The organism is Microbacterium sp. KKR3/1, assembly GCF_021272365.1.
In the GTDB taxonomy this organism is placed as follows: Bacteria; Actinomycetota; Actinomycetes; order Actinomycetales; family Microbacteriaceae; genus Microbacterium; species Microbacterium aurugineum.
In genome coordinates this window covers 1,260,501-1,284,515 of the sequence record NZ_JAJSDW010000001.1, presented here as the reverse complement: position 1 = coordinate 1,284,515, position 24,015 = coordinate 1,260,501, and the positions used below count along the sequence as shown (strand labels likewise).

The 24,015-nt window shown below is 69.5% G+C and carries 19 protein-coding genes; 9 read left to right on the top strand and 10 right to left on the bottom strand.

From position 1 onward, the window contains the following. Position 1 precedes the first annotated feature (1 nt). The 9 genes from LVJ59_RS06125 to LVJ59_RS06085 are packed head-to-tail and all read right to left on the bottom strand — an operon-like array spanning position 2 to position 10,035. The gene (locus LVJ59_RS06125; protein ID WP_232762373.1) at positions 2 to 1,093 is read right to left on the bottom strand and encodes a C45 family peptidase; all 1,092 of its coding nucleotides are present in this window, start codon (positions 1,091 to 1,093) and stop codon (positions 2 to 4) included. Further along, the gene (locus tag LVJ59_RS06120) at positions 1,090 to 1,767 is read right to left on the bottom strand and encodes an FMN-binding negative transcriptional regulator (RefSeq protein ID WP_232762372.1); all 678 of its coding nucleotides are present in this window, start codon (positions 1,765 to 1,767) and stop codon (positions 1,090 to 1,092) included. Before LVJ59_RS06120 ends, LVJ59_RS06125 begins: the two co-directional genes overlap by 4 nt. Further along, positions 1,737 to 2,756 (bottom strand): P1 family peptidase, encoded by a 1,020-nt coding sequence (locus LVJ59_RS06115; protein WP_232762371.1) that lies wholly within the window; start codon positions 2,754 to 2,756, stop codon positions 1,737 to 1,739. The genes LVJ59_RS06120 and LVJ59_RS06115 overlap by 31 nt, the downstream gene beginning before the upstream one ends. After that, positions 2,753 to 3,523, bottom strand: a complete 771-nt coding sequence (locus LVJ59_RS06110; RefSeq protein ID WP_232762370.1) for an ATP-binding cassette domain-containing protein — start codon at positions 3,521 to 3,523, stop codon at positions 2,753 to 2,755. The genes LVJ59_RS06115 and LVJ59_RS06110 overlap by 4 nt, the downstream gene beginning before the upstream one ends. Next, positions 3,520 to 4,515 carry an ABC transporter ATP-binding protein gene (locus LVJ59_RS06105; RefSeq protein WP_081996984.1) on the bottom strand — a complete coding sequence of 332 codons (996 nt, stop codon included), beginning with the start codon at positions 4,513 to 4,515 and terminating at the stop codon, positions 3,520 to 3,522. Before LVJ59_RS06105 ends, LVJ59_RS06110 begins: the two co-directional genes overlap by 4 nt. Next, the gene (locus LVJ59_RS06100; protein WP_052193482.1) at positions 4,512 to 5,396 is read right to left on the bottom strand and encodes an ABC transporter permease; all 885 of its coding nucleotides are present in this window, start codon (positions 5,394 to 5,396) and stop codon (positions 4,512 to 4,514) included. Before LVJ59_RS06100 ends, LVJ59_RS06105 begins: the two co-directional genes overlap by 4 nt. After that, positions 5,393 to 6,358 carry an ABC transporter permease gene (locus tag LVJ59_RS06095; protein ID WP_131494453.1) on the bottom strand — a complete coding sequence of 322 codons (966 nt, stop codon included), beginning with the start codon at positions 6,356 to 6,358 and terminating at the stop codon, positions 5,393 to 5,395. The genes LVJ59_RS06100 and LVJ59_RS06095 overlap by 4 nt, the downstream gene beginning before the upstream one ends. Position 6,359: 1 nt before the next feature. Beyond that, positions 6,360 to 7,970, bottom strand: a complete 1,611-nt coding sequence (locus LVJ59_RS06090; protein WP_232762369.1) for an ABC transporter substrate-binding protein — start codon at positions 7,968 to 7,970, stop codon at positions 6,360 to 6,362. A 37-nt stretch (positions 7,971 to 8,007) separates the two neighbouring features. Further along, positions 8,008 to 10,035 carry a primary-amine oxidase gene (locus LVJ59_RS06085; protein WP_232762368.1) on the bottom strand — a complete coding sequence of 676 codons (2,028 nt, stop codon included), beginning with the start codon at positions 10,033 to 10,035 and terminating at the stop codon, positions 8,008 to 8,010. Between the two features lie 141 nt (positions 10,036 to 10,176). Between LVJ59_RS06085 and LVJ59_RS06080 the strand changes: the two genes are divergently transcribed. Together LVJ59_RS06080 and LVJ59_RS06075 are read left to right on the top strand one after the other, a co-directional pair. After that, on the top strand, positions 10,177 to 11,196 hold the full coding sequence (locus LVJ59_RS06080) for a LacI family DNA-binding transcriptional regulator (RefSeq protein WP_232762367.1): 1,020 nt from the start codon (positions 10,177 to 10,179) through the stop codon (positions 11,194 to 11,196). Beyond that, entirely contained in the window at positions 11,193 to 12,344 is a 1,152-nt protein-coding gene (locus LVJ59_RS06075) for a CaiB/BaiF CoA-transferase family protein (RefSeq protein ID WP_232762366.1), read from the top strand. The genes LVJ59_RS06080 and LVJ59_RS06075 overlap by 4 nt, the downstream gene beginning before the upstream one ends. Here the strand turns inward: LVJ59_RS06075 and LVJ59_RS06070 are convergent. After that, complete coding sequence (locus LVJ59_RS06070; protein WP_232762365.1) at positions 12,341 to 13,678, bottom strand: PucR family transcriptional regulator; 1,338 nt, start codon at positions 13,676 to 13,678, stop codon at positions 12,341 to 12,343. The genes LVJ59_RS06075 and LVJ59_RS06070 overlap by 4 nt on opposite strands. A gap of 89 nt (positions 13,679 to 13,767) precedes the next feature. Here LVJ59_RS06070 and LVJ59_RS06065 point away from each other — a divergent pair, with 89 nt between their 5' ends. The 7 genes from LVJ59_RS06065 to LVJ59_RS06035 all read left to right on the top strand — a co-directional run bounded on the left by LVJ59_RS06065 (position 13,768) and on the right by LVJ59_RS06035 (position 23,967). After that, complete coding sequence (locus LVJ59_RS06065; protein ID WP_232762364.1) at positions 13,768 to 15,093, top strand: aminotransferase class III-fold pyridoxal phosphate-dependent enzyme; 1,326 nt, start codon at positions 13,768 to 13,770, stop codon at positions 15,091 to 15,093. Continuing rightward, positions 15,090 to 16,268 carry an acyl-CoA dehydrogenase family protein gene (locus tag LVJ59_RS06060; RefSeq protein ID WP_232762363.1) on the top strand — a complete coding sequence of 393 codons (1,179 nt, stop codon included), beginning with the start codon at positions 15,090 to 15,092 and terminating at the stop codon, positions 16,266 to 16,268. Before LVJ59_RS06065 ends, LVJ59_RS06060 begins: the two co-directional genes overlap by 4 nt. Continuing rightward, entirely contained in the window at positions 16,265 to 17,719 is a 1,455-nt protein-coding gene (locus tag LVJ59_RS06055) for an aldehyde dehydrogenase family protein (protein WP_232762362.1), read from the top strand. The genes LVJ59_RS06060 and LVJ59_RS06055 overlap by 4 nt, the downstream gene beginning before the upstream one ends. A 171-nt stretch (positions 17,720 to 17,890) precedes the next feature. Then, entirely contained in the window at positions 17,891 to 19,411 is a 1,521-nt protein-coding gene (locus LVJ59_RS06050; RefSeq protein ID WP_232762361.1) for a DNA-3-methyladenine glycosylase 2 family protein, read from the top strand. Continuing rightward, complete coding sequence (locus LVJ59_RS06045; RefSeq protein ID WP_232762360.1) at positions 19,408 to 19,905, top strand: methylated-DNA--[protein]-cysteine S-methyltransferase; 498 nt, start codon at positions 19,408 to 19,410, stop codon at positions 19,903 to 19,905. Before LVJ59_RS06050 ends, LVJ59_RS06045 begins: the two co-directional genes overlap by 4 nt. 319 nt (positions 19,906 to 20,224) lie before the next feature. Continuing rightward, entirely contained in the window at positions 20,225 to 22,156 is a 1,932-nt protein-coding gene (locus LVJ59_RS06040) for an ABC transporter ATP-binding protein (protein WP_131492481.1), read from the top strand. After that, entirely contained in the window at positions 22,153 to 23,967 is a 1,815-nt protein-coding gene (locus LVJ59_RS06035; RefSeq protein WP_232762359.1) for an ABC transporter ATP-binding protein, read from the top strand. Before LVJ59_RS06040 ends, LVJ59_RS06035 begins: the two co-directional genes overlap by 4 nt. The last annotated feature ends 48 nt before the right edge of the window (positions 23,968 to 24,015 follow it).

The window sequence follows — 24,015 nt, the reverse complement described above, 5'->3', positions numbered from 1 at the left end:
GTCAGCCGGGCACGCGCTCGTCGAGCACACCGACGCGACGCCACGGGGCCGTCGCGACCTCGGAGGGCGGTGCTGCGGCGAATGCGATCGCTCCATGCGCCACGTCGAGCGCCACGGTGAGCTTCGTCTCCCAGCGCAGGTGCTCCGGCTCCTCCGGCCGTGCGCGGACCGAGATCGGCGCGTCCGGGATCGCACCGAAGGCGACCGCCCGCTCACGGTCGTCGACGATGCGGGCGAGGTCGGCCGCGTCGGTCAGACAGCGGTACCGGGGCACGCTCGTCGTCTCATAGGGGGAGTACTCGCCCGCGGCGAGCGTCTCGTCGAGGAAGTGGTTCGTGTGTGCCAGGGCCTTTCCGCGCGGGGCGGGGAGCACGGCGACTCCCGCGGGTGAGACCTCGACGGCCGCGGCCTCGGGGGTCACGCCATCGAACGACACCACCGTCAGGACGCTGGACGCGGCGAGGGGCACGGACTCGGCGATCGCGACCGCGCCGGCCACGTCGTGCGCTCCGTCGAGCATCATCCGTGCCAGCACGTGCACCGGCACACCCGCCTGCGACCCGTCGCTGCGATGGTGGAGGATGTTGAAGTGCACGCCGAGACCGCGGTCGTTGACACCGATCTTGGCCGGCTGTCCGAACTCGGAGAACGTCACGATGCGGGCTCCGGATGCCGCGCGCAGCCGCCGGACGACCGTCTCGTTCGAGAGCGTCTCATGCCAGTCCCACGTCTGCAGCGTGCGTGGAGGATTCGCGTCGTCGGGCACGTAGACGATCGTGGAGCATTCCATCGACGGCGTCATCCGGGCGAGGATCTCGGTGCGGGCGGTGAGCAGATGCACGTCGGTGAGCGCCAGCCCACTGCCTTCCGCGACACCACGGAACTCGTCCGCGACCTCGGGCGCGAAGGACTCGACGATGCCCCGGCACTCGTCCGCGATGCTCCTGGCCTGCTCCGCGGAGACCCCGGACTGCTGGAACAGCCGGAGGTACGAGTCGCGCGCCGAGCGCAGCTGCGGTGCCCAGTGCTGGCCGAAGCGGTGGCCCTCTTCGTGCTGGTCGGCGGTTTCGGATGTCCACTCGTGGATGATCATGCTTCTCCTCCGATGCGCTCGACGAGTTCGGCGACGTCTCCGTAGGGGCAGCCTCGGGCGCGCGAGGCGGCGGCGACACGTCGTCTGACCTCGATCGGCTTGTCCTGGCTGACCTTGAACACCGCGCGCTGCTCGATGATCTCGAAGCGGAACGAGACGATGCCGCCGACGATGCGCTCGAACGTGGGGAGCGAACTCGTCATGTCCCAGCGCGTGGGCTCCAGACCTTCCAGCTCCTCGACCGTCCGCGTGACGACGTGCATGCCGTCTGCGGAGTCCTCGAGCACGGTCACCCGTGCCGTCAGGTGCACCGCCGCATAGTCCCAGGTCGGGACGTTCGGGTCATCCGCGTACGTCGTGGGCGAGACGTAGTCGTGGGGGCCGGAGAACACCAGGAGCACGGCGTCGCCATCGGAGATGTGCTGCCACTGCGGGTTCTTGCGGGCGACGTGTCCGAGGAGCTCGCCTCCGACGAAGCCTCCGTCATCGGCCAGGCGCTCGATGATGACCGGCGTGTGGGTGACGGTCGGGGCGCCGGACTCGCCGCCGCCGTTGGACACGATGAGCGCGAACGGATGTCGCCGGACGAGCTCGTTCACCTCGTGCTGCGACGGGGCGAGGTACTTCTCGAACTCGTACACGGTCAGCCCGCCGCGCAGAGGATCGCGTCCCACGCGGTCTCGCCGGCGAGGGTCGCGACCGCGGTCGAGTTCAGCGAGAGCCGCCCGCGGGAGGATCCGGGGTCTTCGGGCAGCGCGACCTCGTCGGTGGTGAGGGCGAACAGCGTGTCGCCGTCGAGCGGGGTGTGGAACGGCTGGATGCCGCGGTGCATCGAGCTGTGCACCTGGAGTCCGAACTGCTTCAGCTCGACGTCGGACAGCTGCACGTTGGTGACAACAGCCGTGATCGTGGTGTTGCCGGCCATGGAATCCAGCAGCCGAGATTCACCGATGGCCTCTTCGTAGTCCCGTGCGGGGTGGCGGCGTTCTCCGGTCGCGTCGTCGTAATTGCCGCGGATGATGCGCCCTTCCCGGTCGAGGATCACACCGTAGGGGTTGAGCACCGTCACGACGAGGACCTTCACATCGCCGACCTGGCGGAAGGCGACGCCCTGTCCGGTGAACTCGACACGCGCGGGGTCGACCTTGCCGGACGACGCCGACGCCCCGCCACCGACGCGTCCGACCTCCACGACGCCTTCACGCGCGGCCCGCAGCGCGGCCTTGCCGAGCGCGGCGTCGGGGAACACCGAGTTGTCGCGGACCGAGTAGTCGTAGATGATCGCCCCCGACACCAACTGGAGCTGGTCGAAGCCGGACCGGTGGTCCACACGCGCGAACAGCTCCTCGGAGACTCCCGCGACGGCGGAGAGCCCGTACACGGACCCGCCGGCGAGGCAGATCGCATGGTTGTAGCCGTAGAGACCGCTCGCACCGACAGCGCCTCCGCGCCGGTCGGTGAAGGTGCGAGCGCCCGCCGGGATCGAGACGACCGTCGCGCCGGTCGGTCCCTCCGCGTACTCGGCCGTCCCGAGGAGGACCCCGGGGAAGTCATACTCGACCAGACCGCGGTCGGTGCCGTGGACGGGGGAGAGGGCGAAATCGTCGTTGGAGAGGCGCGGCCCGGCGGAAGGGACGGGGGCGAGGCGGTGGGTGTCGGTCACGATGAGAGCTCCTGGAAAAGTTGACGCGAATAGGGATGGCGGGGCAGGTCGTAGAACACGTCGGTCGGCGCGTGCTCGACGATCTCACCGGCGCGCATCACCGCCACGTGGTGGGAGATGTAGCGGACGGCGGCGAGGTCGTGCGAGATGAACAGGGCGGCGAAGCCGTGCTCGGCCTGCAGATCCTGGATAAGGTTCAGGATCTGCGCCTGCACGGAGACGTCGAGCGCGCTGACCGCTTCGTCGAAGACGATGAACGCCGGACGGGTGACGAGGGCACGGGCCACGCTCACACGCTGCAGCTGACCACCGGAGAGCTGATGTGGTCGGCGGGCGGCGAAGGAGGCGGGGAGCCCGACCTGTTCGAGCATCGCGATGGCACGGTGCTCGACCGCGGGGGTGCGCCGCTCGTGCACGAGGAGCGGTTCGAGGACCGAGGACAGGACGGTGGAACGTGGATCGAGCGCCCAGCGAGGGTGCTGGAGGACCGCTTGCATGCGACCGGCGCGGGAGCGCAGACGGCGGGCGAGCGGCGCGCCTTGGAACCGCACGGTGCCGGTGTCGGGGCGCTGCAGGCCCAGGACCACCGAGCCCGTCGTCGTCTTGCCCGAACCGGATTCGCCGACGAGGCCGAGTGTCTCTCCGGGGGCGACCGAGAAGGACACATGTGCCATCGCCGTGACCGTGCGCCGACTCGTACCGATACCGGAGGAGAAGGCGAGGCTGACGTCGTCGAGTTCGATCGCGGGTGCGGTCGCGTCGCTCATACGATCACCCCTTCGTCCGGCACCAGGCCGGCTCGGCGGTCTGCTTCACCGAGTTCGGCGGCGCGGATGCACAGGCTGTGCCGTGGGGGCACGGGATCGGGGCGGACCACCTCGCACGCGTCGATGCGGTGAGCACAGCGCGCGGCGAAGGCACATCCCTCGGCCTCGCCATGCAGGACCGGCGGGGAGCCCGGGATGCTGGACAGGCGCTCGCCGCGTCGTGCCCGGGAGGGATCGGTGGCGGCGAGGGCGCGGGCGTAGGGGTGGACGGGACGCCCGAGCACGGCGGCGGCGGGACCTCGCTCCACGACGCGCCCGGCGTACATCACGGCCACCTCGTCACACCAGCGCGCGACGGCGGGCAGATCGTGGCTGAGCCAGAGGATCGTCGTCTTCTGCTCCCGTGCCTGGGTGAACAGCAGCCGGATGACCTCTTCGCGGACCTGGCTGTCGAGCGCCGCGGTCGGCTCGTCGGCGATGAGCAGTTTCGGCCGGCGACACATCGCCATCGCGATCGCCACGCGCTGCGCCATGCCACCGGAGATCTGGTGCGGGAACAGTCTCACCACCCGCGCGGGGTCGCTGATCCTCATCGACTCCAGCAGCGCGAGCTGCCGGGGCAGGCCGTCGTCGTCGCCGATGGCCCGCAGCACGAGCCTCAACTGCGCACCGATCCGCATCGTCGGGTCGAGGGACCCGATCGGGTCCTGGGCGATGTAGGCGAGCGTGTCGCGGCGGTAGGCGCGCAGCGCATCGTGGTCGAGGCTCCGCACGTCGATGCCGTCGACCTCGAGCTCTCCGCGCACGATCTGTGCGGACTTCGGCTGGAGGCGTCCGATCACGGCGGCGAGGGTGGACTTCCCCGACCCGGACTCGCCGACGATGGCCATCGAGCTCCCGGCGGCGACGTCCAGGTCGACGCCGTCCAGCGCGCGGACGGTGGTGGTCCCGGTGAAGTCCAGGGCCAGGTCGCTGATGCGTACGGCGGTCATCGGAGGGACCTCGTCTCTCGCGGTTCGAATCGGTCTCGGAGTCCGTCGCCGATGATGTTGATGCACAGGATCGAGATCACCAGCACGATGCCGGGGATGATGAGGAGTTGCGGCGCCTGTGTCATGTAGAGCATCCCCTGCTGGATGAGCAGTCCGAGAGAAGCCTCCGGTACCTGCACGCCGAAGCCGAGGAAACTCAGTCCGCCCTCGACGAGGATCGCGACGGACAGGGCATAGCTCGCCTGCACGGCGATGGTGCCCGCGATGTTCGGCAGCAGCCGCCGGGCGAAGATCACGGGGGTCCTGACGCCGCTGATGCGCGCCGAAACGATGAAGTCGCGGTCGGCGACTCCTCTCGTCGCGATGCGGACGACGCGGGTCATGAGAGGGATCGTGATCACGACGATGCTGATGATCGCGGCGGGCCGACCGGGGCCGATGAGCGCGGACACGAGGATCGCGAGCACGAGCGCGGGGAAGGCGTACAGGACGTCCGCGACGCGCATGACCGCTTCATTGACGGCGCCTCCGTAATATCCCGCGAGCATTCCGAGGATCGTGCTCACCACCGCGGAGCAGAGGACCGCGATGAGGGAGACCACGAGCGTCGTCGCGGTTCCCTGGAAGAGCCGAGGCAACAGCGAGCGGCCGAGGTTGTCGGTGCCGAGCGGAGCGATCGCGGAGGGGCCTTCGAGGCGCCCGGCGACCGTCGCATCGGTGGAACCGGTCAGGCCGGAGAGGACCGCGATCACGGTGGCGACGACGATCACCCCCAGCACGATCACGGCCGTGCGCAGGACGGCATCGCTGCGTCGCCACGCGCCTCGGGATGACTGTCCGGCCGCGCGGATGCGGTGGGCGGCCGTGGGTGCGATGGTCATCGGCGGCTCCCTCCGGTCAGGCGCAGGCGCGGATCCAGCGCGTTGGCGATCAAGTCGACGATGAGGCTCGCGGCGATGAAGACGACCGCGGCGAGGAGCACGGCGCTCTGCACGATCGCGTAGTCGCGTCGACCGAGGGCGGTCTGCAGATACGAGCCCATGCCGGGGATGTCGAAGACGAACTCGACGATCACGGTGCCTCCGAGCAGGACGGCGACCAGGGCGCCCACGATCGTGAGGATGGGAGCCGCCGCGTTGCGCAGCACGTGGTGCCGCACGATGAATCCGGGTGTCTCCCCGCGTGCGACGGCTGCCTGCACGTGCGGCTCGACGAGGACGTTCATGACGGCATCCCTCGTGTTCCGGGCGACCACGGCCACGCAGCCGACGGACAGAACCGTGACCGGGAGCACCAGCGATCCGAAGAAGCGTGCCGGATCGACGGCGAAGGGGGCGAAGCGTCCGAGCGACACCCCGAGACCCAGGGTCGACACGGCGAAGACCACGAGTCCCGCGAGGAGGAACTCGGGGATGCTGATGCCGAGCGCGCTGACGATACGACCCGCCGCGCCGGCCGAACCCTCCGAGCGGAGCGCGGCGATGAACCCGAGCGGGATGCCGACCAGGAGGGTCACGATGATCGTCAGCAACGCGATCGTCGCCGTGACCGGGAGTCTCGCACCGAACTCCTCCGACACCGAGACGTTGGACACGAAGGAATACCCCAGGTCGCCGGTGAAGACGCCGAAGAGCCAGTGGAAGTACTGGGCGACGACCGGATCGTCGAGCCCGGATGCGGCCACCGCCTGGGCCCGCTGCGCCTCGGTGGCGAGCGGACCCAGGACGAGGTCGATGTAGTCGCCGGGCATGAGGCGCACGGAGGCGAAGATCAGCACCGAGACGACGAGCAGCGTCAGCAGCGCGGCGCCGATGCGCCGGAGCGACCACAGAGCGACGGCCATGTCAGTTGGCGCGGAACTCGGTGAGGTAGCGCAGGAAGTTGCCGTAGCCCTCGTCGCTGCTGAGCGTCGGGGACAACGACGCCGTGTTCCAGCCGATGGTGGAGGGGCGCAGCACCAGGGGCACCATCTCGCTCTGCTCGTCGGCAAGTGTGCAGAGGTCCTGGAAGACCGCGGCCCGCTCCTCACCCGGCGCGGTGGTGTACCCGTCCTCGATGAGGGCGTCGAGCTCGTCGCTCCCCTTCATGAAGACCGCGGAGAATCCGGCGACCTCGGGGTTCCACCACGTCGTGACCATGGCGGGATCGGCGTACCCGGCGAACCAGCTCAGCGCGAGGTCGAAGTCCGCGGGGCTGCCGTAGACCTTGGCGGAGTACGTGGCGAAGTCGACCTGCTGGATCTCGACCTTGACGCCGATCTCCGCCAGATTCTGCTGCATCACCTGAGCGATCTGTGCGAGCACCGGCTCGTCGGTGTAGACGAAGAGGTCGAGCTCGAGTCCGCCGACCTCGTCGATCACGGACTTGGCCGCGACGACGTCCCGGGCCGCGGAAGGCAGATCCTCCGCGCGGCAGGCATCGGGCAGGACGGCGGGGGTGATGCCGGTGGAGGCGGTCGACCCCCCGAACGCGAGCTCGTTGATCGCGTCACGGTCGATGGCGGAGTTGATCGCGAAGCGCACGTCCTCATCCTGCAGCGCCTCGTCGCCGGTGAGGGAGTTGATCATCAGGTAGTGGAAGTCGGTGTTCCGCTGTCCCACCACGTTCACGTCCGCCGCGTTGGCGAGGAGTTCCGCGGAGTCGATCGAGTTGAGCACCGCGAAGTCGGCGGATCCGTCGCGCAGCGCCGCCGCCCGCGTCGCCTCGTCGCCGACGATGTCCACCGTGAGGGTGGAGAAGCCGAGGGCATCGGCATCCGGGTGGTGGACGTTCGGCTCGAACGTCCACTCTTCGTCCTGACGGTGAGCGGTCGCGACGAGCGGGCCCGTGCCGAGCATCTCCGTGGTGATGTCGACCTCGCCGGACTCGATCTCCGCCATCGGCAGGATCGCGGCGGGGGTGTTCGCGAGAGCCGCGAGGAACGGCGCATAGGGGCTGGACAGCGTGACCGTGACCTCGAGGTCTCCGGTCTCCTCGATCGAGGCGACCGGGCCGAGCTGTCCGGTCCAGGTGGTGGGGATGTCGATCAGCCGCTGGAGGCTGCCGACGACATCGGCTGCGGTCATCGGGCGTCCGTTCGAGAACACGGCGTCATCGGCGAGGGTGAAGACGTACTCGGTGTCGCTCGGAGTCTCCCAGGATGTGGCGAGCTTCGGCGCCACGTCGAGGTTCTCATCGATCGTCGTGAGCGTCTCGTAGGAGAGCCCTTCGAGCATCCAGGAGCGGGCGGTGGCGGCCCCCTGCGGGTCGAGGCCGCTCGCCTCCGCGGTGTCGTAGTCGACCTGGACGACGAGGTCGCCGCCCCCGTCGAACGCCTCATCGGCGACGGCGAGGAAGCCGGGTGCGGCTTCGTCCTGAGTGGGTTCGGTTTCGGGTGAGGCGCCAGCGGCGCACCCGGTGAGGGCGAGGAGGGCGACGGTGGCGACGGCCACCCCCGCACGAGCTGCTTTGTGCATGTCGGTGTTTCCCTTCGGGATGTCGGGCGACGGCCGGTCAGGCGTCGGACGACGACGGGCGGACAGAGAGGTGATGCAGGTGGTGCTCGGTTCGGGCTGCGCCGGCGTCCTCGTGAGCGCAGGCGCATGCGGTGGGGGAGGCCGGAACGTCGAGGGTCGGGTTCCGGTCGAAGAAGTCGTGGGGTTTCAGCGTGAAGCCGCAGCTGTCGACCGGCATGATGGGCCAGTCCTCCGTGCGCGGGAAGTGCGTGAGGCCGAACGTGTGCCACAGCACGAGGTCTGCGCCGTCCAGCGAGGCGTTCTCGGCGACGAAGGCCGGCAGCCCCTGCTCCGGTGCGCTCTGGTTGACGACGTCGCCGGCCGGATAACGCTCCTCGGGGTCGTACGCGGTGACCCACAGATCGGCGGTCGCGAAGCGGGCGCGCGAGGCGATCACGGATTCGGGGCGTGCGAGGAGGACGGGCTTCCCCTCCGGTGTCAGGACGTAGGAGGTGGGACGACCGAGCCGGTTCGTGGCCGTCGCGCTGCTCACCCGCCATGTGCGGTCGACCGACGCGTCGGCCCGGCGCCGCCCCTCGAGCTCGCTGCGAAGCCGGGTCCGGGTGAAGCCGATCGCGCTGCCGTGCAGGTTGTCGTCGGAGATCGGGAGCGACCGCACGTCGACTTCGTCGATGACGGCAGGCCCGTCGTCGACCGCCATGTCCAGCCGCGCGCAGAACAGGTGCTGGTGGTACGGCGCCGCGAGCCCCGGGGCCAGCTCGCTCGCGAAGCGGCCGGTGCGCTCGTCATAGGCGGCGGTGAACACGAGTCCGGTGGCCTTGGCCTCGAACTCGATCTTGCCGTCCAGGTAGAAGTACCAGTAGAAGCCGTAGTCGTAGTTGCCCACCGTGACGAAGAACGAGATCACGAGTCGGCGCTGGCGGCGGACGTCGCTCGATCCCGTGAACTGCTCGGTGTGCTTCCACAGCACCCCGGCGTCCTCCTCGTGGACGCAGATCACGTTCGGGAGCACCTTCACGTTGCCGCGGGCGTCGGCGATCGGGACGTCGAGGTAGGTGATGTCGCCGACGCAGTCGCAGCCGAGTTCCAGCGAGTTCGCGAGTCTGCCGAGGAGATACTCACCGGTGTCGAAGTAGTTCTGCCAGAAGCGCACGGGCCCCGGGTCGCCGTAGGGCACCAGCATCTCGGCGATTGAGGCGCGGTGCACGATGGGGCGGACCCGGCCCTCGTCCTCGAACCCGATGCCGTGCAGGATGAGTCCTTCGCGCATGTCGTAGCCGATGCGCAACGACCACTTCTCCCAGGTGATCACGTCTCCCTCGAAGGCGAAGCTCGGTCCTTCGGGCTGGGTGATGACGATGGGCTTCTGCGTGGTCCGCTCCGGGCCGAAGGTGCCGGGCACGTGATAGTCCGCGGTCTCCTGCGGAATCGGCATCGCGCCCACGTCGATGACATCGACCACGGTGCGCGCGGCGACGTCGACGTATGCCACCAGTCCGTCGATCGGATGTGCCCAGGGCATGGTCTGTGGAGTGGGCTGATGGTGTCCGAGCACCCGTGCGAGTCGGCGCCCGCTCTCGCCCTCGATCGGGAAGCGCCCGGCTGACAGCCCGGCCAGAGCGACCGTGCTCGGGTCCTCGATGCCCCGGGCGGCGAGTGCTTCGGCCCAGCGCTCGTCGGCGCCGATCAACTCGCGGACGATCGCGTGCTCCTCCTGGAGCAGAGGGACCTGGCCGTCGTGCTCCGGATCGATGTCGACGTCCGTGACGATCTCGCCGGTGCCGATGTCGACCGAGAGGGCACGAGCGCGTCCGGTGTCGGTCTCGAGCAGCTGGACACGGGCGCGGCGGGGGACGGGGCGCCCGTCGGCGACCTCGGTGCGGTCCGGCTCATCGAGTCCGACGTAGGCGATCCGCTGCGCCTCCCCCAGTGCGTCGTGGGCACGCAGCGTCTCGGAGACCCGCTGCAGCTCGTCCGCGGAGAGCGTCGCGTACGGCGCACCGGATTCGTCTCCGAGCGGGCGCGAACGCTGGACGTGGTCGGACGGGGAACAGCTGCAGTTCATGGAGTCTCCATCGGATGTGAGTTCGGGAACGTCTGCGTGCCGGAACGTTCCGGCAAAAGTATGCGATGAATGTGTTTCAGCGCAAGACCTGATGTGTTTCGAGTGGATTACGACGTGCTCCGTGTGGTTAGACTCGGCCGCATGCAAGAGCCACGACGGGTCAGATTGATCGACGTCGCACGGCGCGCGGGGGTCGGGAAGACCACGGCGTCCGATGCGCTGAGCGGCGTCGGGCGCGTCTCGCAGCCCACCAGGGAGGCCGTCCTGGCCGCGGCGGCGGAACTCGGCTACTCGGTGAACACCGCAGCCCGGCATCTGCGCGGCGGCAGCATCGGCACGATCGGCATCGTGCTTCCTGAGGTCGTGTCGCGGTCGGCGTACTACATGGCTTTCACGTTCGGTATCGTCACCAGCGCGGCCGCTCACGACATCGACGTGACGATCGTGAGCCCCTCCGTCTCGTCTGGCCGTTCACGTCCGATCCGTGCCGACGGACTCATCATCGGCGACCCGCTCTCCGGTGACCCCGGGCTGCCGGCGCTGATGGCGTCGGGGATCCCCGTCGTCACCCAGGAGCACCTTCCGGACGATGTCGACGGCACGCCGGCGGGTGTCGTGTGGTCCTCGCATGAGGCGGGCATGCTGCGGCTCCTCGACGAGATCGATGTCACCGGCGCCCGGCACCCCGTGCTGCTGGTCGCGCCCGACGCCACCGACTGGTCGCGCCAGCTGGTCTCCGGCTATCGGAAGGGGTGTGCGACACGCGGATTCGATCCGGTCATCGCCCCCGTCTCCTTCGAAGCATCGTGGCCCGACGTCAGGGTGGCGACGGAGCGGGTCCTCCAGGCGCATCCGGACACGGACGTGGTCATCTGCGGTCCGGACTCCAGTGCGATCGAGGTCGCCGCCGTCCTCGGACGACAGGGGCGGACGGTCGGTCAGGACATCACGGTGGTCTCGTGCGTGGACCATCCCTCGCTGCCCTTCCTGACCCCGTCGATCACATCGATCGATCTGCGGCCTCGAGACTCCGGGGTCGCCTGCGCCGAGCTCCTCATCGACCTGATCGAGGGGCGTGCCGCGCCGGGTACGGACGTGGAGTTCCCGATCTCCGTCGTCGCGCGGGATTCCACCGCCCACCCGCTGCGGGTGCACGCATGACCGCACCGCTCGACGGCATCGTGGTCGCCGATTTCTCCCGTGTGCTCGCCGGGCCCCTGGCGACGATGACGTTGGCCGACCTCGGGGCGCGCGTGATCAAGGTCGAGCGCCCCGGCACAGGAGACGACACCCGGGCATGGGGGCCGCCGTACGCGGAGTCCGGCATGACGACGTACTTCGAGTCCGCCAACCGGGGCAAGGAGTCGGTCACGCTCGACCTCACCGACGCCGGAGATCGCAAGAGAGCGCTCGAACTCATCGCCCGCAGCGACATCGTGATCGAGAACTTCCGGCCGGGACTGTTCGCCGCACTGGGATTCGATGAGGAGAAGCTCGCGGCGGCCCATCCGCGTCTCATCTCGGTGTCGGTGAGCGGCTTCGGCCTCGGCGCAGGGGCATCGCTCCCCGGCTACGACTTCGTCGCGCAGGCGGTGGGCGGTCTCATGCACATCACCGGTGAGACCGACGGCGAGGCCATGAAGGCGGGGGTCGCGCTCGTCGACGTGCTCACCGGCAAGGACGCGGTGATCGGCATCCTCGCCGCGCTGCGCCGACGCGAACTCACCGGCCACGGATCGAGGATCGAGGTGAACCTGCTCTCGAGTCTCCAGGCGGCCCTGGTGAACCAGATGTCCGCGCACCTCGGAGCGGGCGCGGAACCGGGCCGGCTCGGAAACCGACATCCGTCGATCGCCCCCTACGAGTCGCTGCGTTGCGCCGATGCGCCGATCGCGGTCGCCTGCGGCAACGATGCCCAGTTCGCGAAGATGGTCACCGCGCTCGGTCGGCCGGAGCTCATCGACGACGAGCGCTTCCGTCGCAACCCGGACCGTGTCGCGAACCGCGAGGATCTCGTCGTGGAGCTGGAGGGCGCGCTGGTCACGGATGCGGCTGCGGCCTGGGCGGAGCGGCTGAACGAGATCGGCGTCGCCGCGGGGGTCGTGAACTCCGTGGGCGAGGGCGTCGAACTCGCCACGCGTCTGGGCCTCGACCCGGTCCGGGAGTTGATCGGGGAGGACGGCCGGCGTTCGCGCCAGATCCGGTCACCGCTAACTTGGAAGCCGGAGATCCCCGTGTCGGTGGCGCCTCCGCCCCGGCTGGGCGAACACGACGACCGCGTGCGGGCCTGGCTCGACGGCCGCGACTAGACGGATCGATCCCGGATCGCCAACCACAGTTCGGCGGCGACGTCGGGATCGTCCAGCGCGACGCCGAGCAGGCTTTCTGCGGCGGCGATGCGGGGGCGGACGGTGTTGCGATGCACACCGAGCTCCCGGGCGGTGCGCTCCGCCTGGTGGCGATGCCGGAGATACGACGTCACGGTGCGCAACAGCATCGGGTCCGTCGCCGCGAGCAGGTCCGCCCACCCTGCGGCGCGCGACTCCGGTTCGATCACGAGAGCGGTGTCCGGCGCGCGACGGTGCAGGGCCAGCGCACGAGCGGTCGCGGCGGGGACGTCGTCGAGGGTGACCGGAGCGCTGAGCACTCCGGACCTGGCGGAGGGGTGCTCAGCGGGGTCGAGGAGTGCGACGACCACGCCGTCCGACTCGGCCGAGAAGATGCTCGGATCCGGGGCCCCCACGAGGACGCGGAACTCCAACGGCAGGTCGAGGTCGGCGACGGCCGCCAGCGCGCGCGCCGCGGCTGTGTCTCCTCGCAGCGCCAGGGCGGTGAACCACCCTTCGGCTCGTCGGGTGCCGGCCGTCGGCGAGGTGACCAGTCGCAGGAGCGCGCTCGCGGTGAGGGCGAGCTGACGGTCCGCCCGTGCGAGGGGGCGGCCGGCTCCGATGGCGAGGGCCCCGCGCGTGAGCTCGCCGTCCGTGACCGCGTGAGCCACGACCGCGGACCCCTGGGACACGAAGGAGGCGGCCTCGACTCCGGATCGGAGGAGCGATCGCTCCACATCGACCCGCACCGCGGGCAGGAGGCCTTCGAGGGAGGGCGGATGCAGTGTTCCGAGCGACGCCCCCGGTCCGAAGGGGAGCCAGGCCACCCATCCGCCGATCGCCTGCGACATCTGGCGCAGGATCGAGGCGACGGGATCGCGGCCGGCCGCGGCTTGGACCAGCCGCGTGTGCGTGTGGGCGGTGCGCAGCGCCTCATCCTGTCCGCCCCGTCCGGTGATCGACCAGAACGCCCGCGAGACATCGAGGAAGGGTGCTCCGTCCGGTACCGCGAACACCGGGATGCCGAGCGTTCGACATCGGTCGACGAGCGCGGCCGGAGGATCGTCCCAGCCCTCGCCGAGGCCGATCCCGATCGCACCGACGTCCTGCGCATCGAGTCGATCCACATAGGCGTCCATCGGTCGGCTGCGCAGCGGGATGCCCGTGGTGAGCAGCAGCTCTCCGCCGTCCAGGTAGCGGCCGGGATCGTCGAGCTCCGACACGTGCACGCCCGTGATCGTCCGCGCGGCGTCGAACGGCGCGAGCGGGCGCAGCGCGGTCCCCGCCGTGCTGACCAGTTCGCCGAGGGAGACCATGCATCCAGTGTGCGGGATGCACAGTGAATCTGCCAAGACTAGGCGAAGTGTTCGTCCGCTCGGGCGTCTGAGCTTCTAGCGTCGAGCCCATGACGACTGTTCCTCACCTGCGCACCGAGATCCCCGGACCCCGGTCACGCGAGCTCCATGCCCAGCGCGAAGCCGCCGTCGCCTCCGGCTTCGGCATCACCCTCCCGGTCTTCATCGAGCGAGCCGGCACCTCGACGCTCGAGGACGTCGACGGGAACACCCTCATCGACCTCGCATCCGGCATCGCGGTGACCAGTGTGGGGGCGGCGAATCCGGTCGTGCGCGCCGAGGTCGCCGCGCAACTCGACCGGTTCACGCACACGTGCTTCATGGTGACCGAGTACGAGGGCTTCGTCCGCGTCGCGGAGTGGCTGAACGAGCGCACCCCCGGTGACTTCGACAAGCGCACCGCGCTGTTCAGCACCGGCGCCGAAGCCGTGGAGAACGCCGTCAAGATCGCGCGGGCCCACACCGGTCGTTCCGCCGTGCTTGTGATCGACGAGGCGTACCACGGTCGATCGCTCCTGACGATGGCGATGACCGCGAAGGAACACCCGTACAAGACGGGCTTCGGGCCCTTCCCCGAGGCCGTGGTCCGCGCCCCCAACGCGAATCCGCTGCGCGGGCAGGGGGCGGATGCGGCCCTCGCCGAGATCGAGCGGCTCATTGCGGAGCACGGCCCGGAGCACTTCGCCGCCCTGGTCGTCGAACCGATCCAGGGCGAGGGCGGCTTCGTCGTTCCGGCTCCCGGGTTCCTCCCTGGCCTCCGCCGGATCGCCGATGCCTACGGGATCGTCCTCGTCGTCGACGAGATCCAGTCCGGACTCGGCCGCACCGGGACGTTGTTCGCGAGCGCGCACGAGGGCATCGCCGGTGACATCACCCTCACTGCGAAGGCGCTCGGAGGTGGCCTGCCGTTGAGTGCCGTGACGGGGCGCGCGGACATCATGGACGCCGCCCATCCCGGCGGGCTCGGCGGCACCTACGCGGGCAATCCGCTGGCGTGCGCGGCTGCGCTCGCCGTGTTCGAGGTGCTCGACGATCCGGGGCTCCTGCCGGGGGTGACCGGCATCGAGCGCTCGATCCGTCGGCATCTCGAGCCCCTGGTCGACGAGCTCGCCGTGGTCGCCGAGGTCCGTGGGCGCGGTGCGATGATGGCCGTCGAGTTCGCAGATCCGGGAACGCTCGCCCCTCGTCCCGACCTCGCCCAGCGGGTCGCTGCGGCATGCCATGCAGCGGGGGTGATCGCCCTCACCTGCGGCACGCACGGCAACGTCATCCGGTTGCTCCCGCCTCTGGTGATCGAAGAGGCCGTTCTGGAGGCCGGCCTGGACATCCTGACCGCATCCATCCGCACCGTCGTCGCCGAGGAGGCTGCCGCATGACCGTTCCCGACCTGCTCGACTTCGACGAGCTCCTCACCGAGGACGAACGGGCTACGCGCGACCGCGTGCGCGCTTTCGTCGACACGCGCATCCGCCCCCACATCGCCGACTGGTACGACCGTGCCGTCTTCCCGACCGAGCTCGTCCCGGAGCTCGCCGAGCTGGGCGTGCTGGGCATGCACCTCGACGGATACGGATGCGGCGGCCGCAGCGCCGTCGAGTACGGGATCGCGGCGATGGAGCTCGAGGCGGGCGACTCCGGTCTGCGCACCTTCGTCTCCGTGCAGGGCTCGCTCGCGATGAGCGCGATCCACAAGCACGGCAGCGAAGAGCAGAAGCAGGAGTGGCTCCCGCGGATGGCGCGGGGAGAGGTCATCGGCTGCTTCGGCCTCACCGAGCCCAACTCCGGATCCGACCCCTCCAGCATGACCACTTTCGCCCGTCGCGACGGAGATGGCTGGGTGCTCAACGGCGCGAAACGCTGGATCGGGCTCGCCTCCATCGCCCAGGTCGCGATCATCTGGGCGCAGACGGACGAGGGGGTGCGCGGCTTCCTCGTCCCGACGGACACGGCGGGCTTCGTGGCGACGCCCATCGCCCCGAAGCTGTCGATGAGGGCCTCGATCCAGTGCGACATCACGATGACGGATGTGAGGCTGCCCGCCGAAGCCCGGTTGCCGGGGGCACGGGGACTGCGTGCGCCGTTCTCGTGCCTGAACGAGGCGCGGTACGGCATCGGCTGGGGGGTGATCGGTGCCGCACGCGACAGCTATGACGCGGCGCTGACATACGCCCGGTCGCGCATCCAGTTCAACCAGCCCATCGCCGCGTTCCAGCTCACCCAGCAGAAGCTGGTCGACATGGCGGTCGAGATCGAGAAGGCGCAGTTGGTCGCCCTGCGACTCGGACGGCTGAAGGACGCCGGGCGACTGGAGCCGCATCAGATCTCGGTCGCGAAGCTCAGCAACACCCGAGCGGCCATCGCGATCGCGCGTGAGGCGAGGACGATCCTCGGCGGCAACGGCATCTCCGGCGACCACTCGCCGCTGCGTCACGCGGCGAACCTCGAGTCCGTCCGTACCTACGAGGGCACCGACGAGGTGCACACGCTCGTGCTCGGGGCGCACATCACCGGATTCTCCGCGTTCCGCAGCACCGACTCCGAAGGAGCATGATGGCCACCACGTACGATCTCCGACACTTCATCGACGGGACCTGGGTCACCGGCGAGGGACCGCTCCTGGTCGATGTCAACCCGAGCCGACCCGGCGACATCGTCGGGCGGGGCCCCGGCGCGTCCGCGGCCGACGTCGACCGTGCCTTCGCCGGTGCACGAGCCGCACTCGACGGATGGCGCCGGACTCCCGCCAGGGCGCGGGCCGCGATCCTGCTGCGAGCGGCCGACATCATCCACGCGAATCGCGAGGAGTGGGGGCGCGAGCTCGCGCGGGAGGAAGGGAAGACGCTCGTCGAGGCGATCGGCGAGACCGGGCATGCCGCGAACATCCTCCGCTTCCACGCGCAGGAGGTCGAGCGTCAGAGCGGCGGCCTGTTCGAGTCGCCGAGTGCCGGAGAGCGCATCCTCGTCATCCGTCGTCCGGTCGGGGTGATCGGGGCCATCACCCCGTTCAACTTCCCGATCTCGATCCCGGCCTGGAAGCTGGCCCCCGCCCTGGTCTGGGGGAACACGGTGGTCTGGAAGCCGGCGACCTTCGTCCCCCTGCTCGCGATGCGGTTCGCTCAGGCGCTCGAGCAGGCCGGGCTTCCGCAGGGCGTCCTGAACCTCGTGAACGGCGACGCCGGCGTGGGGGAGGCCATCGTGTCGCATCCCGACGTGGATGCCGTCACGTTCACCGGTTCCACGAAGGTCGGCAGGATCATCGCCGCGCAGCTCGCCGCGCGCGGTGTTCCGTTCCAGGGGGAGCTCGGTGGGAAGAACGCGGCTCTCGTCCTCGCCGACGCCGACCTCGACGTCGCGGTGGAGCAGGTGGCGGTCGGAGCCTTCCGCGCGGCCGGACAGAAGTGCACCGCGACCTCCCGAGTGATCGTGCACGAGGCTGTGGCGGACGAGTTCCTGCGACGACTCGCGATCCGCACCGAGCGGATGGTCGTGGGCGACGCGCAGGACGAGGGCGTCGAGGTGGGCCCCGTGGTCGATGCCGGAGCGCGCGATCGCGTGGCCGCCGCTCTGGTGCGCGCTCGGACCACGGCGAGAGCGGTCGTCGACGCCGGGCCGTACTCCTCCGGTGAGCTCGCCGAGGGGTACTTCATCCCCCCGTCGATCTTCGAGCTGAACGAGGAGGATCCGGGCGAGCTGTGGACCGAGGAACTCTTCGGCCCGGTCATCGGGGTCCGCCGCGTCTCGTCCACCGCGGAAGGCATCGCGCTCGTGAACGACAGCGAGTACGGACTCTCGACTGCCGTGTTCACGACCGGACTGGCCGAAGCGCTCAGCGCGATCGAGGATATTCGCGTCGGGGTGGTGCACGTCAACTCGGCTTCGGCCGGCGCCGACCTGCACGTGCCGTTCGGGGGGAGCGGTGCCAGTGCCCTCGGCCCGAAGGAGCAGGGCGGCGCGGCCCGGGAGTTCTACACCGAGACCGCGACGGTGTATCTGCGCGGCTGACCCCGCCCGCCCGCCCCTTCGCCGAGACCCCCGCTGCCCGCCGAGACCCCCGCCTGCCGACGTGTGCAGGCGGGGGTCTCGGCGGTGCGCGGGGGTCTCGGCGCAAGAGCGTTCCACAGCTATGTCCGATTTCCGCCAGTCGAGGTCGGTGGGTCATGACAGGGTGGAGGCATGAGCTTCCCCGTGACCGACTTCGACGAGCGCTATCGTGCGATCAGTGCCCGAGACACCCGCTTCGACGGGCAGTTCGTCACGGCCGTCCGCTCGACCGGGATCTACTGTCGTCCGAGCTGCCCCGCACGCACGCCCCGACCGCAGAACGTGACGTTCTATCCGACCAGTGCAGCTGCACACGAAGCGGGCTATCGCGCGTGCAAGAGGTGCCTGCCCGAAGCTGCTCCCGGATCACCGGACTGGAACCTGCGCGGCGACACCGCGGCACGGGCGATGCGGCTGATCTCCGACGGTGTCGTGGAACGGGAGGGCGTCCCCGGTTTGGCCGCGCGTCTCGGATACTCGAGCAGGCACCTCACCCGTCTGCTCAGCGCCGAACTGGGGGCCGGGCCTCTGGCCCTCGCGAGGGCGCATCGCGCGCACACGGCGCGGATGCTGCTGGTCGGTACCGACATGCCGATCTCCGATGTGGCCTTCTCGGCAGGCTTCGCCAGCATCCGGCAGTGCAACGAGACGATCCGTGAGGTGTTCGACCTCACCCCCGGCGAGCTCCGCGCACGACGCCGGACGCCGGCCATGTCAGCCCCGGGGGCGATCGACCTCGTGCTGCCGTACCGTGGTCCGCTCGACGCGAGCGGCATCTTCGCGTGGATGGCGGCGCGCGCGGTGCCCGGCGTCGAAGCGGTCTCCGAGTCGTCGTTCTCCCGGCACCTGCGCATGGCCGGAGGCGCGGCCTGGTTCGAGGTGCGGCAGGATCAGCGATCGGGCTTGCGTCTGCGTGCTCGGGTGGCCCGGCTCGGGGACCTGGCACCGCTGGTCTCGACCGTGCGTCGCCTCTTCGACCTCGACGCAGATCCGCTGGCGATCGATCAGGCGCTGTCCGCACATCCCGAGCTCGCCCCGCTCGTGGCCCGCACACCGGGCATCCGGGTGCCTGGATCGGCCGACCCCCATGAGATGCTCATCCGCGCCATGATCGGACAGCAGATCACCGTGGTCGCCGCCCGCACGGCGCTTACGGCGCTGACCGAGGCCCTGGGGGAGCGGACCGACGACGGGCTGCTGTTCCCGACCATGGCGGCCATCGCGGAGCACGGTGTCGAGGTGCTCCGTGGCCCGGCCGCGCGCATCCGGGCGATCACGGGTGCTGCCGCCGCCCTCGCCGACGGCTCGCTCACCCTCACGGTCGGTGACGACGGTCCGATGCAGCGTGAGCGGCTCCTGGCGCTGCCCGGCATCGGACCCTGGACGGCCGACTACGTGCGCATGCGGGTTCTCGGTGACCCCGACATCCTTCTTCCCGGCGATGTCGCGTTGCGGGCGGGCGCGGCGGCCTCCGGCATCCCCGGAGAGGCGCGGGCGCTCACCGCCTGGGCGGAGCGCGCGGCTCCCTGGCGCAGCTACCTCAGCGCACACCTCTGGCGCGCCGCGCCGGTGCGCCCGGCGAGGACCCGGCGTGCGGCACCCCCGACGCGGCCCCCTCGCACCGATCACACGACCTCGAAGGAGACCTCATGACCGCTTTCATCCAGACCATCGACACCCCGGACGGGGCCTTCACGATCCTCACAGACGACCGGCAGCGCGTGCTCGCCTCCGGGTGGACCTCCGATGTCGAGGCGATCCTCGGGCGGCTCTCGGCGGCGAACCGTCCCGTGCACGTGCGCGAGGGTGAGACCGACGCGGCAGCCGCGGCGCGCGCCTACTACGGCGGCGATCTGTCGGCGATCGACACAGTCGCGGTCGCGCAGACCGGCACCGCGCTCCAACTCGCGGGATGGTCGGCTCTGCGTGCGATCGAACCCGGCGCTCCGCTCACCTACACCGGCTTCGCTGCACGGCTCGGCAACCCGAACGCCGTCCGGGCGGCGGCGTCGATCTGCGCACGCAACGCCCCGGCGCTCTTCGTGCCGTGCCACCGGGTGCTGCGGACGGACGGCAGTCTCGGCGGATTCGCCTGGGGACTGAGCGTGAAGGAGAGCCTGCTGGCGCGGGAGTCGATCGGGGTCTGAATCGACCGCGGTCCCGGGATCGTCCCGATTCGTCGAACCTCCCTCGACGAATCGGGAATGACTCTTGCGTTCAGCTGGTTCACAGCAATAGGCTGGTGGGCTGTCGCGCCGACCGGACGACACCGCCGAGCCCTGAGGAGGACACCATGACATCGATCGCCACCGCGCGGATCGCAGCTCTCGGCTCGAACCCGGCACGGCCGCTCGTCTAGCGGCGCCCCGCTCCCTTTCTTCCGCACCGGATGCCGGACTCCAGGAGTCCGCTCTCGCATCCGACCCCATTCGCACTCGCTTTCCATACGAAACTCATCTGAGAGACATGTCCTCCTCGCCTTCCGCGCAGAACTCCTCGCCTTCCTCCACTCTTTCCACCCCGGCTGCACTGTGGCGCCTGAAGCCCTTCGTGAAGCCCGTCATCTGGCGGCTCGCTGGCGGTGCCGCCAGCGCGCTCATCGCCGCGCTCATCGCCCTGATGATCCCGATCGTCCTCGAGCAGATCATCTCCGGTCCGGTCCGGTCCGGAGAGATCAGCGCGATCGTCTGGGGCGCCGCGGCCGTCTTCGCGCTCGCCCTCGGTGAAGCGCTGATGGTCTGGTTGCGTCGTCAGTTCGTGCTCAACCCCTCGACCGAGGTCGAGTACAAGATGCGCACGGAGCTCTACTCGCGCCTGCAGACCCTTCCGGTGTCGTTCCACGACCGCTGGGGCTCCGGCCAGCTGCTCAGCCGCATGATGCAGGACATCGGCCTCATCCGTCGTTGGCTCGCCTTCGGGCTGGTCCTGCTCGTCGTCAACGTGCTCACGATCATCATCGGTTCGATCCTGCTGTTCCGGTGGCACTGGCTGCTCGGTGCGATCTTCCTGGTGACCGCGATCCCGCTGTGGATCCGCGGCTACCTGTTCGAGAAGCGCTACGGCGCCCTGACCCGTCGCAGCCAGGATCAGGCCGGCGATCTCGCGACCAGCGTCGAGGAAAGCGTGCACGGCATCCGCGTGCTGAAGGCGTTCGGGCGCGGAAAGCATGCGCTCAGCCGCTTCAGCCGCCAGGCCGAGACCCTGCGCGAGACCGAGATGAGCAAGGCCGGCGCGATCGCGTCGATCTGGTTCTGGCTCGACCTCATGCCGCAGATCGCGTTCGGTCTCAGCCTGATGTCCGGGATCTGGCTGATCTCGCAGGGGCAGATCGATGAGGCTCAGCTGTTCGCCTTCTTCGCGATGGCCGTCGTGCTGCGCTGGCCCATCGAGTCGATCGGCTTCCTGTTCTCGTTCATGCTCGACGCCCGCACGGCCACCGATCGCGTGTTCGACATCTTCTCCGAGACCAACACCATCACCGACCCGGAGAACCCGGTGCACATCGCGCATCCGCGCGGAGAGCTCGCGTTCGAGAACGCGCACTTCCGCTACCAGGACGCCGGTTCGCACGAGCGGGATCTGCTCGACGGCATCGACCTGGTGCTGCGCCCCGGTGAGACCATGGCGCTGGTCGGGCTCACCGGCAGCGGGAAGACCACGCTCACCACGCTCCCGACGCGTCTGTACGACGTGACCGGGGGAAGGGTCACGCTCGACGGCGTCGATGTGCGAGACCTCCCGCTCGCCGAGCTCCGCCAGCACATCGCCATGGCGTTCGAGGACGCGACGCTGTTCTCGGCGACCGTCCGCGAGAACGTGCTGCTCGGCCGCGCCGAACTCGACGTGCACAGCGAAGAGGGGGAGCGGGTGCTCCGCGAAGCCCTCGAGGTCGCTCAAGCGTCGTTCGTCGATGCGCTCCCCGAGGGCGTCGAGACCGTGATCGGTGAGGAGGGGCTCAGCCTCTCCGGTGGTCAGCGTCAGCGGCTCGCCCTCGCCCGCGCGGTGGCGGCGAAGCCGAAGGTGCTGGTGCTGGACGACCCGCTGTCGGCGCTCGACGTCGACACCGAAGCGCTCGTCGAGGAGGCGCTCCGGCACGTCCTCGCCGACACCACGGCCCTGATCGTCGCGCACCGCCCGTCGACGGTGGCACTCGCGGACCGGGTCGCCCTGCTCGAGGGGGGCCGCGTGACCGCGGTCGGCACGCACTCCGAGCTTCTGAAGACGAGCCGGCACTATCGGCATGTCATCTCCAGCCTGGAAGCGGAGGAGGCGGCGCGGACCGGAGCGATCCCGATCATCCGTGACGAGCAGCTCGCGGTCGCCGAAGAGGTCCGTGAAGGACTCGCGAAGCAGGCCGCGGACGAAGACCCGATCATCGAGAAGGAGGTGCAGCGATGAGCTCCGCCATCACCGGAACCCAGAACGAGGACCGTTCCGAGTACACCCGCGAGGAGAGCAAGGAGATCCGTCGTCGGTCCCTCCGACTGCTCGGTTCCCTTGTCCGCCCGCTGAAGCTGCAGATCGTCCTGGCCGCTGCGGTGCTGATCGTCTCGACCGCGCTGCAGGTCGCCGGCCCGATCCTGATCAGCATCGGGCTCGACCGTGCGCTGCCGGCCGCGGTGAAGCAGGCCGACTGGATGCCGACCTTCATGATCGGCGGCATCTACCTGCTCGCCGGAGCGCTGGCCGCGGTGCTGATCGCCTGGTACGTGATCATCGCCGCCAAGCTCACCCAGGCGGTGCTGCTCGATCTGCGCAAGCGCATCTTCCTGCACACTCAGCGCCTGAGCCTGGAGTTCCACGAGTCCTACACGTCCGGCCGCATCATCTCGCGCCAGACCAGTGACCTGGACTCGATCAAGGAACTCCTCGACGGTGGACTGAACGAGCTCGTCTCGGGCGTGCTGTTCGGTGTGTTCACCTTCATCGCCCTCTGCATCTGGGACTGGCAGTCGGGATTGATCCTCGCGATCGGCGGCGTGCCGCTGTTCTACCTGATGCGCTGGTTCTACTCGCGCTCGCAGCTCGTCTACCGCGAGTCGCGCGTGATCAGCGCGAAGGTCATCGTGCAGTTCGTCGAGACCATGACCGGTATCCGCGCCGTGAAGGCCTTCCGCAAGGAGCCGCGCAACGACAAAGCGTTCCAGGAGATCGCGGGCGACTACCGCGATGTGAACCGTCGATCGATGCTGCTGTTCGGGACGTTCGAGCCCGGGCTGATGGGCGTCGCCGCGCTGGTCCTCGGCATCGTGGTGCTCTGGGGTGGGATCCGTGTCTCCGAAGGCGCACTCACGGTGGGCGTGCTGCTGTCGGCGGTGCTCTACGTGCGCAACTTCTTCGCGCCGATGCAGGAGATCGCGATGTTCCTGAACTCCTACCAGTCGGCGACGGCTGCGCTGGAGAAGGTGTCGGGTGTGCTCGAAGAGGTGCCGACGGTGCCGGACCCCGAGAAGCCGGTCGACCTCTGGGAGTCCCGCGGCCACATCCGGTTCGACAAGGTGACCTTCGGCTACAACGGCGAGAAGACGATCCTCCCGAACTTCTCGCTCGACATCCCCGCCGGCGAGACGATCGCTCTGGTGGGCACGACGGGCGCGGGCAAGTCGACGCTGGCGAAACTGATCTCGCGGTTCTACGACCCCTCGGAAGGACGCGTCACACTCGACGGAGTGGACCTGCGCTCGCTGCACCCGAAGGACCTCCGCCGCGCGATCGTGATGGTCACGCAGGAGGCCTACCTGTTCAGCGGCACCGTCGCCGACAACATCGCCCTAGGGAAGCCGGATGCCTCGCTCGAGGAGATCCGTGCGGCGGCGAAGGCCGTCGGGGCGGACGAGTTCATCTCGTCGCTTCCGGACGGGTACGGCACCGATGTGAACAAGCGCGGTGGACGGGTCTCTGCGGGACAGCGTCAGCTCATCTCGTTCGCGAGGGCGTTCCTGGCCGACCCGGCGGTGCTGATCCTCGATGAGGCGACGGCATCGCTGGACATCCCGTCGGAGCGTCTCATCCAGGACGCGCTGCAGACGCTGCTCAAGGACCGCACGGCGATCATCATCGCGCACCGCCTCTCGACCGTCGCGATCGCCGATCGGGTGCTGGTGATGGAGCACGGGAAGATCATCGAGGACGACAGTCCCGAGGCGCTGATCGGAGGCACGGGCAAGTTCGCCCAGCTGCATGCAGCGTGGCAGGGCACACTGGTCTGATGATGTCGTCGCTTCCTCCGCTGCGGACCCGGGCACGCCCCGGGCCCG

Excerpts from the sequence above, each read along its gene's own strand:
- LVJ59_RS06125 (WP_232762373.1), bottom strand. The coding sequence starts at position 1,093 with ATGATCATCCACGAGTGGACATCCGAAACCGCCGACCAGCACGAAGAG.
- LVJ59_RS06110 (WP_232762370.1), bottom strand. The coding sequence starts at position 3,523 with ATGAGCGACGCGACCGCACCCGCGATCGAACTCGACGACGTCAGCCTC.
- LVJ59_RS06105 (WP_081996984.1), bottom strand. The coding sequence starts at position 4,515 with ATGACCGCCGTACGCATCAGCGACCTGGCCCTGGACTTCACCGGGACC.
- LVJ59_RS06100 (WP_052193482.1), bottom strand. The coding sequence starts at position 5,396 with ATGACCATCGCACCCACGGCCGCCCACCGCATCCGCGCGGCCGGACAG.
- LVJ59_RS06095 (WP_131494453.1), bottom strand. The coding sequence starts at position 6,358 with ATGGCCGTCGCTCTGTGGTCGCTCCGGCGCATCGGCGCCGCGCTGCTG.
- LVJ59_RS06090 (WP_232762369.1), bottom strand. The coding sequence starts at position 7,970 with ATGCACAAAGCAGCTCGTGCGGGGGTGGCCGTCGCCACCGTCGCCCTC.
- LVJ59_RS06085 (WP_232762368.1), bottom strand. The coding sequence starts at position 10,035 with ATGAACTGCAGCTGTTCCCCGTCCGACCACGTCCAGCGTTCGCGCCCG.
- LVJ59_RS06080 (WP_232762367.1), top strand. The coding sequence starts at position 10,177 with ATGCAAGAGCCACGACGGGTCAGATTGATCGACGTCGCACGGCGCGCG.
- LVJ59_RS06075 (WP_232762366.1), top strand. The coding sequence starts at position 11,193 with ATGACCGCACCGCTCGACGGCATCGTGGTCGCCGATTTCTCCCGTGTG.
- LVJ59_RS06070 (WP_232762365.1), bottom strand. The coding sequence starts at position 13,678 with ATGGTCTCCCTCGGCGAACTGGTCAGCACGGCGGGGACCGCGCTGCGC.
- LVJ59_RS06065 (WP_232762364.1), top strand. The coding sequence starts at position 13,768 with ATGACGACTGTTCCTCACCTGCGCACCGAGATCCCCGGACCCCGGTCA.
- LVJ59_RS06060 (WP_232762363.1), top strand. The coding sequence starts at position 15,090 with ATGACCGTTCCCGACCTGCTCGACTTCGACGAGCTCCTCACCGAGGAC.
- LVJ59_RS06055 (WP_232762362.1), top strand. The coding sequence starts at position 16,265 with ATGATGGCCACCACGTACGATCTCCGACACTTCATCGACGGGACCTGG.
- LVJ59_RS06050 (WP_232762361.1), top strand. The coding sequence starts at position 17,891 with ATGAGCTTCCCCGTGACCGACTTCGACGAGCGCTATCGTGCGATCAGT.
- LVJ59_RS06045 (WP_232762360.1), top strand. The coding sequence starts at position 19,408 with ATGACCGCTTTCATCCAGACCATCGACACCCCGGACGGGGCCTTCACG.
- LVJ59_RS06040 (WP_131492481.1), top strand. The coding sequence starts at position 20,225 with ATGTCCTCCTCGCCTTCCGCGCAGAACTCCTCGCCTTCCTCCACTCTT.
- LVJ59_RS06035 (WP_232762359.1), top strand. The coding sequence starts at position 22,153 with ATGAGCTCCGCCATCACCGGAACCCAGAACGAGGACCGTTCCGAGTAC.